The 13,591-nt window shown below is 50.4% G+C and carries 9 protein-coding genes; all 9 read right to left on the reverse strand.

What is annotated here, in order from left to right; all coding sequences use genetic code 11:
* The 9 genes from B2739_RS13480 to rsxB all read right to left on the reverse strand — a co-directional run bounded on the left by B2739_RS13480 (position 1) and on the right by rsxB (position 13,591).
* Positions 1 to 2,550, reverse strand: a complete 2,550-nt coding sequence (locus tag B2739_RS13480) for a circularly permuted type 2 ATP-grasp protein (protein ID WP_331346369.1) — start codon at positions 2,548 to 2,550, stop codon at positions 1 to 3.
* Positions 2,551 to 2,672: 122 nt separating this feature from the next.
* Complete coding sequence (locus tag B2739_RS13485; protein ID WP_331346370.1) at positions 2,673 to 6,104, reverse strand: transglutaminase family protein; 3,432 nt, start codon at positions 6,102 to 6,104, stop codon at positions 2,673 to 2,675.
* A gap of 340 nt (positions 6,105 to 6,444) precedes the next feature.
* Positions 6,445 to 7,164: a peptidase gene (locus B2739_RS13490; RefSeq protein WP_331346371.1), complete on the reverse strand. Its 720-nt coding sequence runs from the start codon at positions 7,162 to 7,164 to the stop codon at positions 6,445 to 6,447.
* A complete protein-coding gene (locus tag B2739_RS13495; protein ID WP_331346372.1) occupies positions 7,161 to 7,982 on the reverse strand; it encodes a mechanosensitive ion channel family protein in 822 nt (273 codons plus the stop codon). The genes B2739_RS13490 and B2739_RS13495 overlap by 4 nt, the downstream gene beginning before the upstream one ends.
* 36 nt (positions 7,983 to 8,018) lie before the next feature.
* On the reverse strand, positions 8,019 to 8,738 hold the full coding sequence (locus B2739_RS13500) for an electron transport complex subunit E (protein ID WP_331346373.1): 720 nt from the start codon (positions 8,736 to 8,738) through the stop codon (positions 8,019 to 8,021).
* The gene (gene rsxG / locus B2739_RS13505) at positions 8,731 to 9,381 is read right to left on the reverse strand and encodes an electron transport complex subunit RsxG (protein WP_331346374.1); all 651 of its coding nucleotides are present in this window, start codon (positions 9,379 to 9,381) and stop codon (positions 8,731 to 8,733) included. Before rsxG ends, B2739_RS13500 begins: the two co-directional genes overlap by 8 nt.
* On the reverse strand, positions 9,381 to 10,457 hold the full coding sequence (rsxD, locus tag B2739_RS13510) for an electron transport complex subunit RsxD (RefSeq protein ID WP_331346375.1): 1,077 nt from the start codon (positions 10,455 to 10,457) through the stop codon (positions 9,381 to 9,383). The genes rsxG and rsxD overlap by 1 nt, the downstream gene beginning before the upstream one ends.
* 36 nt (positions 10,458 to 10,493) lie before the next feature.
* Positions 10,494 to 12,863, reverse strand: a complete 2,370-nt coding sequence (rsxC, locus tag B2739_RS13515; protein WP_331346376.1) for an electron transport complex subunit RsxC — start codon at positions 12,861 to 12,863, stop codon at positions 10,494 to 10,496.
* Between the two features lie 44 nt (positions 12,864 to 12,907).
* Positions 12,908 to 13,591, reverse strand: a complete 684-nt coding sequence (rsxB, locus tag B2739_RS13520) for an electron transport complex subunit RsxB (protein ID WP_331346377.1) — start codon at positions 13,589 to 13,591, stop codon at positions 12,908 to 12,910.

Here is a 13,591-nt window from a genome sequence, read left to right on the forward strand (position 1 = left end):
TTAAAGGTGATCTTGCCATTCAGTATTTTTCACCAGCAATTGCGGCCCTTCGGTGTGATCAAAATACCGATGGCCTATGGTTTTTGCAGCGTTAGTAAGCAAATACTGCAGGCGCGATAACAATTGATCCAGATCGCTGCGAATACCATCTGTTGTTTTTGCCAGAGTTTTGATGTCGCTTAATTTCAGTGCGGTAGTCGCTTCCAACAATAGTTTGTGCTCTGCACTCAACGTATCGCGGTCTTCCGGCAATTCAGAAAAATGTTGCTCAAGCTGGTTTAGCTGATAAATCAACGAACGCGGATTTTTGTTGTTGAGCATAATCATTTCCAGCCCCTGATCGATATGAATGCCATTTTGGTAGCGGCGGCGATAAGGGATTAATGCTTCACCACAGAGTAATGTTGATTCGATAAGACTTTCCTGATCAGGCTCATCAAAACGTGGCGTCAGCAAGGCGCGTAAGCTGCTGATAATTTGCAGTGCGCGTTCAAGTCGGCGGCCGATTTCAATAAAGTGCCAGCCGTTGCCGCGCGTCATGCTTTCATGGATCAAACCGGCGAAGGCAAGCAGGGTAGTGATCAGGGGCACAAGTGCTTCTTCCGGTGCAGAGAGTGCGCCGGGTTCCAATGCAATTTTTAAATTTTCCAATTCATCGCCAATATCGTTAATCACGCGTTGGGTATCGCTGGATAATTGTTCTTTCACTTGCTCCGCAGAATTGATCATGGCGATCAAATTATTTGCCACGCTGCCCAAGCGCTGTTGATCCAGCAAAATTGCGATCATTTCCGGCTCGGGATTTTTTAATAAATTGTGCTGAAGGCTAGTAAAGCCGGGGTAAGTTGATGTTACATGGGTGATGGCACTTAGCAGTGTACACTGCACTGCATCGGGTAATTTTTCCGTGCGGTTGAGCTGGATAAATACCGTGCGCAATAAGCGTAATGCCGATTCGGCGCGCTCCGCGTAACGCCCCATCCAAAATAGATTTTCGACTACACGGCTGGGCAATGCATTGCCCGATTCCAGTGTGGGTTGTACATCTACCGGGCGCAAAGTGATTTGCTTTTCCGGTTCGGAGGCGAGTACCCAGGTGTCTTTGGAAACCGAGCCGCGTTGATTGGAAATAATGTTTTTATCGCTATCCAAATTAATACGGGTAAGGCCGCCGGGCATCACCGCGTAGGAACTTTCGCTTGCCACCGCAAAGGTGCGTAATACCGAAGGGCGCGGCACAATTTTCCCTTGGTGCCATGTGGGGGTTTGTGCACCGGCAACGTATTCTTGCGCAGCAAATTGATAAGGGTTTTTACGAATGCGGTTTTGCCAGGCTTGTAATTTGGTTTCATCCAAATCGGCACCGTAGGCTTCATACAAACCCGGGCGACGATAGGTAGGTTTAATCAGTAAATTTTTTAAATTGGCGCACACATATTCCAAATCATCCGGATTGCCACACCACCAGGTTTTTACCGATGGCAACTGCAAATCGCGACCAAAGAGCGCGCGCGAAATCGCCGGTAAGTAACGCAATAGCGCAGGGTTCTCAAGCACACTTGAACCGAGTGGATTAGCAATTGCAACGCGCCCCATACGCGCAACTTCCAACAAACCGGGCACGCCCAAACGTGAATCGCCTTTTAATTCAACAGGGTCACAATAAATATCATCCACGCGGCGCAAAATGACATCGACGCGTTTTAAACCATCGAGAGCTTTCATCCATACATAGCCGTTGCGCACACTTAAATCGCTGCCTTGCACTAATTGGAATCCCAAATAATTGGCGAGATAGGCGTGTTCAAAATACGCTTCGTTGTAGGTGCCGGGTGTGAGTACAACAATACGTGCAATGCCGCCGTTAGGATTTAATTCTTGTAACCGTTGGCGCAGCCGTGAAAAAAATAATGAAAGCCGGTGGACATGACTGTCGCGAAATAAACTGGGAAACACGCGGTTCATTACCGTGCGGTTTTCCAGCGCATAACCGGCACCTGAAGGTGCCTGGGTGCGGTCAGCCATCACCCGCATATGGCCATCGGGCGCGCGCACTAAATCTACGCCGTGTAAAATCAGTTGATGTGGGCCAGATAAATTGACGTTATGGCAGGGCCGTAAAAATCCCTGATGTGAAAATAACAATTCCGGCGGTATAACCCCTTGGCGAATTAATTTTCGCTCGCCGTAAATATCTTGCAGCAATAAATTAAAAAGCTCGGCGCGTTCAATCAAACCGGTTTCAATCTGATTCCATTCATCGCTATTGATTAATAAGGGGATTGGATTGAGTTGCCAGCTTTGGTTTGCATCCGGTTCATCGTAAATTTTATAGGTTGCACCATCATCGCGCAAAATGCGGCGCGCTTTTTTTTGCCGCTCTTCAATGGTGTCTTGTCCAAGAGATTCAAAACTGTGTAACAAGTAACGCCAGTAGGGACGAATGCGACCTTCTGTATCGTAGGCTTCATCAACGCCCTGTTGTGGCGAGGGATAATTAAATGCCCCCTGATTGGTATCGAGCCGTGTTTCCATAAGCGTGGAATTCATGATGTAGGTTCTTGTCGTTATGGTGTTTGTTTTTCATTTTAACCCGATTTTATCCCTGTAAGGTTTTTTGAGTGTAAATCCCTCTCATAGTTCATACAGCAACATAAGAGAGGGATGTGAAATTAACTGCGCAAATCAAGCGTATGTGGATATTCGTCAGCGGGTTCCTCGGGCGGTGGTGCCATTGGGCGCGGCGGATATTTGTTTTCAAAAAAATCGCGCAGAATTTTACCGGCCGGTGTAATCGGTAAAGCGCCGGGCGTATGGTTGATATCAAAAAAGCGGTTGCCGCGACGCGATTCTGCTTCATTCGCATTGACCGGGAACCGATCATAACTGCGGCCACCGGGGTGGCTCACGTGATAGGTACAGCCACCGATGCTTTTGCCATTCCAGGTATCAATTAAGTCAAATACCAACGGCGAATGTATGCCAATAGTAGGGTGCAGCGCAGACGGTGGTTGCCATGCGCGATAACGCACACCGCCAACATATTCGCCGTGTTTTCCGGTTGCGTTCAGGCATACGCGCCGACCGTTGCAGGCAAGTACATATCGGCCCGGAGTGAGCCCGCTGACTTTTACTTGCAAGCGTTCGACAGAGGAATCCACATAGCGTGATGTACCGAAGCTGCTGATCTCTTCACCCAGTACGTGCCAGGGCTCTATCGCCCAACGCAATTCTATTTCGATATCATCAAGTTGTACGCGGCCGTAATGGGGGAAGCGGAATTCTTCAAATGCTGCGAGCCATTCCAATTGGAACGGATAGCCATGTTCATTTAAATCGTTTACGACATCACGCAGGTCTTCCCACACATAGTGCGGCAACATAAATTTATCGTGCAGTAATGTTCCCCAGCGCACCAACGGTTGCTTGTACGGATTTTTCCAGAAGCGGCTGATCAAGCAGCGCAATAATAAAATTTGCACCAGCGACATACGCGCGTGCGGCGGCATTTCAAAGCCGCGAAATTCCAGAATGCCTTGCCGCCCACTCGCACTACCGGGTGAATACAATTTATCGATACAAAATTCCGCGCGATGGGTGTTGCCGGTAATATCGATCAATAAATTGCGCATCAATCTATCGACTAACCAAGGCTGCTCGACAATGCCGTCCGGCATTTTTTTGAATGCAATTTCCAGCTCGTACAACATTTCATCGCGCCCTTCATCAACGCGCGGTGACTGGCTGGTAGGGCCGATAAATAATCCGGAAAATAAATACGATAGCCCCGGATGATGTTGCCAATAAGTGACAAGGCTGCGCAATAAATCCGGGCGGCGCAGGAACGGGCTATTTGCGGGTGATGAACCACCAAAGGTGACATGATTGCCGCCGCCTGTGCCTGAGTGGCGGCCATCCAGCATAAATTTTTCGGTGCCTAACCGGCATTGCCGCGCATCTTCATACAAGGCTTCGGTATTGGTTACCAATTCCTGCCAGCTTTCGACCGGATGGATATTAACTTCAATTACACCCGGATCAGGTGTGATTAAAAATTTCTTTAACCGATAGTCTTTCGGTGGTTCGTAACCTTCCAACACGACCGGCATGTTTAACGCGGCAGCGGTATCTTCGATCGCTTCAATTAGCGCAACATAATGTTCAAGGTAAGTGAGCGGTGGTAAAAATAAATGCAAACGCCCATCGCGTACTTCAAAACAGAGCGCGGTGCGGATGACATAACCAGCTTCAATGTAAGCAGGTTTCGTTAGCGGCTCGCCACGCAACGCCGCTTTTTGTTCAGCCACTTTTTGCGCAATAGACGATTTGAGTGCGCTGGTTGATGCGCTGGTCAAGTTTGTCATTAATGCAGTCTGCTGTTGGCCGCTCGCTGCCAGTGGTTCACGTTCTGCCAGCGGATCATTTTCCGGTTGATAGCGCTCGTATTCGTGCTTGGGAAATTCCAGCGAATTTAACGGCAAACGCAATCCGAGTGGTGAATCGCCGGGGGTTAACATTAATTGGTCATTGCGCATTTTCCAGCGGCCGGTTAACCAATTCCGGTGCAAATAATTCCATTCAATCGGCAACACATAACCCGCTTCGGTATTGAGGCCGCGTGTTAACAGTTTTGCAATACGGCGACGCTCAAGGTCATCTTTTAAATCGGCTTTTAACAAATTAATGTCGGGCGGCATTGTTTGTTCTGCCCATAAGTAATAGAGCACGTCTTCATAGGCGGGAATTAAATGTTCAACGTTGACGGCAATTTTTTCGCACAGTGCCTGTGCAAATTTTTTTGCATCGACATGGGTGAGGCCGTAATTTTTATCAAAACGGGCGAGCAAGTGCGGGTTGCGCCACAGCGCTTGTCCATCAGTGCGCCAGAAACATCCCAAGGCCCAACGCGGGACTTCTTCACCGGGATACCATTTGCCTTGCCCGTAATGCAGTAGTCCATTGGGTGCGAATGTATTGCGCATGCGCAGCAATAAATCTTTGGCGAGTTTTAATTTGTCGGCACCCAATGCACCGGTATTCCACTGCTCGGATTCCATATCATCGATGGAGACAAAGGTGGGTTCACCGCCGGTGGTTAAACGCACATCCTGATCAATTAATTCTTTATCAACTGCTGCACCGAGCGCATTAATAGTTTGCCATTGATCTTCGGTATAAGGTTTGGTTACTCGCGGGTCTTCCAAAATACGGAAGACTTCATTGCTGTAAGAAAATTCTACTTCGCACTTACTGGTTGCACCGGTAATAGGAGCGGCAGAAATAGGATCGGGCGTGCAAGCGAGAGGAATGTGACCTTCTGTCGCCAGTAAACCTGATGTTGGGTCAAGGCCAATCCAACCTGCGCCGGGAATATAAATTTCCGTCCACGCATGCAAATCAGTGAAATCGTGTTCGGGACCACTGGGGCCATCAAGCGCTTTGATATCGGCGGTTAACTGCACTAAATATCCCGATGCAAAACGCGCGGCATAACCCAAATGACGAAAAATTTGCACGAGTAACCAGGCGCTATCGCGACAGGAACCTTTGGCGAGCGTAAGTGTTTCTTCGCAACTTTGTATTCCTGGTTCCAGCCGTACACCATAACCAATCATCTGCTGCACCAGCTGGTTGGTGCTCACCATAAAATCGTTGACTGCCCAAGGCTCTTTACTGAGTTCACGATGGCGGATGTCGGTTTTGAGTTTATCCACCATCGCCATTAATTGCGGGCCGCTTTCAGTGACTTCCAAATACGGAATTAACTCGCGCTGTAATTGGGTGTCGTATTTGAAGGGAATATGTTGTGCATATTCTTCGACGAAAAAATCGAACGGATTGATGGAGGTCATATCGGCAATGACTTCAACCTCGATGCTTAATTTTTTACATTGCTCAGGGAACACAAGCCGCGCCTGAAAATTGCCGAAGGGATCTTGCTGCCAGTTAATGAAGTGATTAGCGGGCTCTACTGTTAATGAGTAGCTGTGGATTTTGGTGCGGCTGTGGGGCGCCGGGCGCAAACGCAATACATGGGGATACAGGCTGGTGAGGCGATCAAACTCGTAATGGGTTGTATGGTGGATGGCAACACGAATAGCCATAAATACATCCTTCCTGCGTTATGCGGTTTATGGTTCATACTGGTGCATTCAAGTGTGCATCAGCTTGGGAAAAGGGCAAGTCACTGCCAGTGATTAAGTGAGCCTCTCTGTTTAGTCACCAGAGTCTGCGACTATCATCTACAGCCGTTATGACGCTGTTGGGATGCAATCTGCAAAAGTGATGCGCCCGCTCCCGTTACTGCATGGTTACTGCATATTAGTAAGGCAATAACTGCACCATAAGTGTCCTCCATCGCCAGTACAAAAAAATAAAGCGCCTGTATGGATCAGATACAGGCGCTTTATTTATCGCTAATGGGTTGAATTGCGTTGCGGAGATTTAGCCTTTAGGCGGCGATGGCAATTGTAAGAAGGCTTCGACAATCAAGCGGTCCCAGGATTTGGTGAGCTCGCGCAGGTATTGGTTATCCGCTTCAAAAATAGTGTGTTGCATAACGCCACTGTCGGTAGCGTAGGTCATCAACTCAATCGGTGGGCCAACGGTCAGGTTGGACTTCATTGTCGAGTCCATCGATACCAGCGCGCAGAGTGCGGCGGTATCCAACGTTGTTTCGGGTTTGAGGATCCGGTCCAGAATCGGCTTACCGTATTTGCTCTCGCCAATTTGCAGGTAGGGTGTTTGGTTGGAGGTGGTAATGTGGTTGCCTTGTGGATAGATCAGCATCACTGCCGGTGTCTCCAAGCCGATTTGGCCGCCCAACAGGAAGCTTGCTTCAAAGCTCACATTGGTATTGTGCTGGGCGTGCTTTTCCTGAATAGCGATACTGATCTCGCCTACATAATCTGCGGCCTCGTGAATACTCTCAACGGTGGCGAGGCTGACATCGGCACCGTCTTTAATATCCTTGCGGATTCGTGCAATAACGGATTGTGTTGTAGCCAGATTGCCCGCTGAATTGATCACCAGTTGGCGATCGCCCTGAATACCAAATTGGTACATCTTGCTGTAAGTGCTGACCTGGTCAACACCGGCGTTGGTGCGTGAATCCGAGCAGAAAATCAGGCCGGCATCGACTTTGATGGCAACACAATAGGTCATGGTTTATTCCAGTGGATATCCATCTGAGGGAAGGGAATGGTAATCCCGTTCTCATCAAAAGCAATTTTGATTTTTTCGGTCAGCTCAAATTTCACTGCCCAGTAATCTTCAGTTTTTACCCAGGGGCGCACAAAAAAATTCACGCTGCTCGGGCCTAGCTCACCGACGGCAATCAGGGGTTCCGGATCGGCCAGGACACGCGGGTCGGCTTTGATGATTGCATCCATTACATCGCGGGCAAGGCGTATATCATCGGCGTAACCAATACTGAAAACCATATCGATACGGCGGGTGGCGCGCTTGGAGTAATTGATGATGTTGCTGCTGTAAATTGCTCCATTGGGGATGATGACTTCTTTGTTGTCGCCGGTGTGCATGGTAGTAGAAAAAATGCCGATTTTTTCGATAACCCCGGCAACGCCCGCTGCTTCAACAAAATCGCCGCCTTTGAACGGACGGAAAATCAACAGCATAAAACCTGCCGCAAAATTCTGCAGTGAACCTTGCAATGCCAAGCCAATCGCCAAACCGGCAGCACCCAGTACAGCAATAACGGAATTGGTATTTACGCCCAGTTGGTCAAGTGCTGCAACAATCACAAATACCAGCAAGAGCGCATTGACGAGCGATTGGATAAACTCAACCAGAATGGAATCCAGCTTGGTGCGGCCAAGCACTTTCCCAAGCACGCGGGAAATAATTTTGGCAACTAATTGGCCAATCAAAAATATGAGCAGCGCGATAAGGATTTTAATGCTCCAGGGAGCAACAAACTTATCGTAGAAAGTGATCATCTGGGCTTGATCAATACCGAACATATTTATCTCCTCTCGTTGCTGTCAATCAATCGGCGATCAGGCAACACTGCCGGTAGTCCGTACACGTTTGCTGCCTTTGGGCGTGGATTCTTTTTTAGCCTGCATACGCTGTTTGAGTTGCGCGTCGATGTAATTTTTTCCGGCAATCAAAAAGCCAACCACAATAAAAGCACCTGGCGGCAGCAGGGCAAAAATGACATTGGGATAACTGGCTCCAAAAATATTTAATTGCCAGTTGCGCGCCGATTCACCAAAAATTAAATGCATGTCAGCAAACAAGTGGCCTGTACCCAGCAGCTCACGCACAGCGCCAACGGCAATTAATACCAACATAAAACCCATGCCCATCATAAAACCGTCAACTGCGGCGGGCAGCAATTTATTTTTGCTGGCGAATGCATCGGCGCGGCCAAGCACAGCACAGTTAGTGACGATCAGGGGGATAAAAATACCCAGTATCAAATACAGCTCATAGGTAAATGCTTTCATCAATAACTCGGTGCAGGTCACTGCCGAGGCAATAATCATGACAAACGCAGGCAGGCGGATTGCATCACTCACTTGATGGCGGATCAGTGAAACCACGATATTGGAAATCATCAATACGATCAGTGTGGCCAAGCCCAAACCTAATGCATTCACAACGGTTGAGCTAACGGCGAGCAGTGGGCACAGACCGAGTAATTGCACCAGCGCAGCATTGTTGCTCCACAAGCCTTTTTGGGTAATTTCTTTGTAATTTACGCCATTACTCATGCTGTTCACCTGTAGTTGGCTGTGTATCACTAAATAAACTGTCGTGGTTTGCAGCCGCAAATTCCAACACATGTTTTACTTGTCCGACCACTGCACGCGGGGTGATGGTTGCTCCGGCAAATTGATCAAACGCACCGCCGTCTTTTTTAACTTTCCATTCTTCAATCACTGGAAACATCAGGCTTTTGCCATTAAAACTTAAAATCCATTGGTGTTTTTTCAAATCAATTTTATCGCCAAGGCCGGGCGTTTCCTTGTGTTTGATAATGCGTACACCTGCAACGCTGCCATCGCGATTTACACCCACAATCATTTCAATATCGCCTGAGTAACCGTCGGGGGCAACGGCGGGCACAATCAATGCGGTGATGTCGCCATTGCGGCGTGCGCGATAAATTCTGGCGGTGCTACTGACATGCAAATCGGCCAATGCAGACTCAGGTATTGCGATAGTGTCATTGAGCAAATCATTGTCGTGATCTTGTACGGGAATAACTTCAAACAGCGCACGTTGTTGTGCAGCACGCTCGGCATTTGCAATGCGCTCTTTGGTGCCTAAATTGGTGAGCGCCAAGGTACCTGCAGTTGCCAATGCAAATGCGGCGAGCAATAAACTGTTTTTGCTAATGGATTGGCCGAGCATTAGTGACCTCCATCTTGCTTGTTGGAATCGGTAGCGCGGCGCGGCTTTTTGTGGCCGTAAGTGCGTGGAGTGGTGTAGTAGTCGATAAACGGCGCGGCAAAATTCAACAATAAAACGGCAAAGCCGACACCATCCGGATAGCTACTACCCCAGGTGCGAATTACGTAAACCAATACGCCAATCAGTGCACCGTAAATAATACGCCCGCGTGTACTAACGGCAGAACTTACCGGGTCAGTGACGATAAAAAATGCACCCAGCATGGTGGCACCGGAGAGCAAATGATAAATAGGTGAGCCGCCGGAATTAGAGCTGCCTGAGTCGTAAAACAGTGCCGCCATCAATGCCAGCGCCAGCAGCATCGACAGCGGTGCATGCCAGGTAAAGGCTTTTTTGTAGAGCAGGTAAAGCCCGCCAATCAAGAACGCAATGTTGACCCATTCCCAGCCCGCACCAGCCCAGCGCCCTTCGCTAAATACCGGTTGCTGTTGATAAAGGTCATCCAGCGTAAGCCCTGTGTTTTGTTTCATGATGTCCAGCACGGTCGCTGAGCTGTACCCATCAATCTGGGTACCCAAAAACACTTTATCGAGTGCAGCCACAAGGCTGGGCAAGGTTTGGCCATCACCCAGCATAGTCACTGGCGTTGCCCATTGCGTCATTTGCAGTGGGAATGAAATCAGCAGGAGTACGTAAGCAACCATCGCCGGATTAAACGGGTTAAAACCCATGCCGCCATAAAGTTGCTTTGCCAATACTATGGCGATAAAACTCGCGCTGACTACCAGCCACCAGGGGCAATAGGGCGGCAGCGATACACCGATCAATACGCCTGTCACCAAGGCGCTGCAATCGCGCAAGTAGAACATGATCGGGCGGCTGCGCAGTTTCATCACCAGGGCTTCAAAGGCAACACAACACAAGCTTGCCAAAAGCACGTTGATGATCACGCCTATCCCAAAGAAATGGGTGAGCGCCGCGATACCGGGAAATGTGGCGTACACCACCAGACGCATCAAGCGGCCGGTGCGGTTAGCCCCATGTGTATGGGGCGATGTGATATTCAGTAGTGCCATGCTTTTATCTCATTACACTGTGCCGCAGAGCATGCACTAGGCCAGTTCGCTCAGTTTTTCTTCCAGCTTGGTGACACCTGCGCGGAAGGCTTCAATATTCGGGTCGTTTTCTGCTTCGGCTTTGGCCAGGCGCTCACGGGCTTTTTGCAACCGCCCTTGTAATGACTGGACTTGCTCAGCGCGTTTTTCTTCATCGCTCATGTTGGCCATGGCTGCTGCTTTTGCTTTGGCCTTTTCAATCGCCGCTTGCGCTGCATTTTGCTCGGCGGTTTCTGCGGGCACAGTTGCAGCAGGTGGTTCGTCTTTCAGGCCTAGCGCAGTCAATTCCGCCAAGGCTTCAGCGACTTTCTGTTGGAGCTTATCCAGCCCTTGTTGCAGTGCATCGGCATTGGCGCTGCCTTCGGCTTTGGCCGCTGCGGTTTTTTCTTCCGCTTTGGCCAGTCGGGCGCGCAGCGATTCAAGGTTCGCACGCGCTTTCTCTTCCGGTGACATTGTCAATTTGGCTTGCGCGCGCGCGATAGCGGCTGCGACAGGATCATCGGCGGCAGGCGATGCAGGTGCAGCTGTCGATGCGCTTGGTGCGTCGGCACCCACCTGTGCTACCGGTGGGTTTACTCCCGCACTAAAATCCGCCAGCTTTTTCTCGGCCTCGGCTACTTTTAGCTCTGCTTGTTTGATGCGCGCCTGTTGTTTAACCAACTGTTCTTCGGTTATCGGCTTGTTGACATCTTTGGACACCAGGGGTTTTTGGGCAAATTCCAAGGCGTTTTGCGCGGCGGCAAGCATGCGCTCCAGCTTGGCTTTTTGCTCTTCTGGTGATGCTTGCACTGCGCCCGCCTTGGCAACTGCAGCGCTGATGACATCCCCCGAAGGGGCAGATTGAGGAGCCGATGTTGCAGTCTCTGCCGCTTTTTCCGCCAGTTTTTTCTTGGCTTCTTCGGCTGCCTTTTGGCGCGCCAAACGCTTGGCTTCTTTTTCAGCCTCTTCTTTGGCGATACGTGCCTGACGGAACTCAAAGCGTTGGCGTGAGCGGTCGGACTTTTCTTTTTCTATTTCATGTATACGGATGCTGCCTTTCGCAGCGCGATAGTACTGCACCAGCGGGATAGTACTGGGGCAAACGTAAGAACAAGCGCCGCATTCGATACAGTCAAATAAGTTATGCGATTCCAGCCGATCAAAATCTTCCGCTTGCGCGTACCAGAATAGCTGTTGTGGCAATAAGTTGACCGGGCAGGCTTCTGCACACAATCCACAACGGATACACGCCTGCGCTGGCTCGGGTGCGGGTAGCTCCTGCTTGCTGGGGGCGAGGATGCAGTTAGTGGTTTTGATCACCGGCGCATCCAGATCGAGCAGGGTAAAGCCCATCATCGGCCCGCCCATGATCACACGCGAGGCGCGGTTGGCATCAAAGCCGTGTTGCTCTAACAAATAGCGGATGGGAGTGCCGATTAAGGCATCGATATTGCGTTGGGTGTCCAGCGCTTCGCCCACCACGGTGGTAATCCGTGAAACCAAAGGTTCACCAAAGCGCACAGCGCGCCAGGCGGCGACGGCGGTACCTACGTTGACGCAGATCACCCCTATATCAGCCGAGTGATGGCCACTGGGAATCTCGCGCCCGGTCAGGATCTGGATGAGTTGTTTGGCTCCCCCGGAAGGGTATTTAGTGGGGAACACCACAACCTGGATATTGGCTGCTTCTGGATATTGGGCAAGAGCGCCAGCCACTGCCGCTTTTACCGCCGCAATCGCTTTGGGCTTGTTGTCTTCAATACCGATCAACAGGTTTTTAGGGTGATGGAGAATATGGCTAAGCAGCAGGGTGCCAGACACCAGCTCATTCGCACGGACTTGCATTAGCATATCGTCCGCGGTGATATAGGGCTCGCATTCGGCACCGTTGAGGATCAGGGTATCGATGACCTGCGTGGATTTGGGGGCGAGTTTGACCGCTGTTGGAAAGCCCGCTCCGCCCAGACCTGCTACACCAGCGGCGCGGATTTTATCGAGCAATTGCAAGCGATCCAGCTGCAGGTAATTATCGCATTCGGTCAGTTCAACCCACTCATCGAGGCCATCGGATTGAATTACTATCGATTCACTGCTCATGCCTGAGGGATGGGCAATTGCACGGCTCTCAATGGCGATGACGGTGCCCGATGTCGAGGCGTGGGTGTTGGCACTGAAGGTGCCATCTGCTGCACCGATCAGTTGCCCGGTAAGTACACGATCGCCCACTTGTACTACAGGTTGCGCCGGGGTGCCGATGTGTTGATTCAACGGAATGACCAATACCGGTGGAATAGGCAATTGCCCCAGCGGCAGTTGCAGGGATTGCTCTTTATGCTCGGGGGGGTGGATACCGCCGGGAAGTTCCCAGACTTTGATCAAGCTTGTCATTTATGCGAGTTTCTCGTCGTCGATACGGTAGTCATCAAGGCGTATCAGGCTGCTTTTTCGCCGTTGGGTTCGCCATCGGAGCTCCCGTTGGCATGTGCAGCTCCGCGTCCACGGTCAGAGGCGATCAAATTGACTTCCTGGGCAACTACGTGGAACACCGGGGTCTGATTGGTGGCGGGTAATTCCCACTTCCAGGTTGTCAGATCAGTTTGTACGGGAATCATGTCGATACAGTCTACCGGGCATGGCTCAACGCACAGATCACAGCCGGTACATTCATCGGCGATGACGGTATGCATATGCTTGGCCGCACCGAGAATCGCATCCATCGGGCACGCCTGAATACACTTGGTGCAGCCGATGCATTCGTCTTCACGGATAAACGCAACACGTTTTACATCCAGATGCTCACCGTGCTCGGCATCGAGTGAAGGTGCTTCTACATCCAGCAAATCGGCAAGGGCATTGATGGTGGCTTGTCCGCCAGGAGGACATTTGTTGATGGCTTCGCCGTTCGCAATCGCCTGGGCGTAAGGGCGGCAGCCGGGGTGGCCGCATTGACCGCATTGGGTTTGCGGTAACAACGCATCGATCTGTTCAACAATCGGGTCGCCTTCAACTTTGAATTTGACGGCCGCGAAGCCCAGTACTGCACCAAACATGGCCGATAAGCCACCCAGTGCAATCAAGGCGCTGAGGATAGGATTCTGGAAAATAAATTCGATCAT

Source organism: Cellvibrio sp. UBA7661 (genome assembly GCA_002483365.1).
In the GTDB taxonomy this organism is placed as follows: Bacteria; Pseudomonadota; Gammaproteobacteria; order Pseudomonadales; family Cellvibrionaceae; genus Cellvibrio.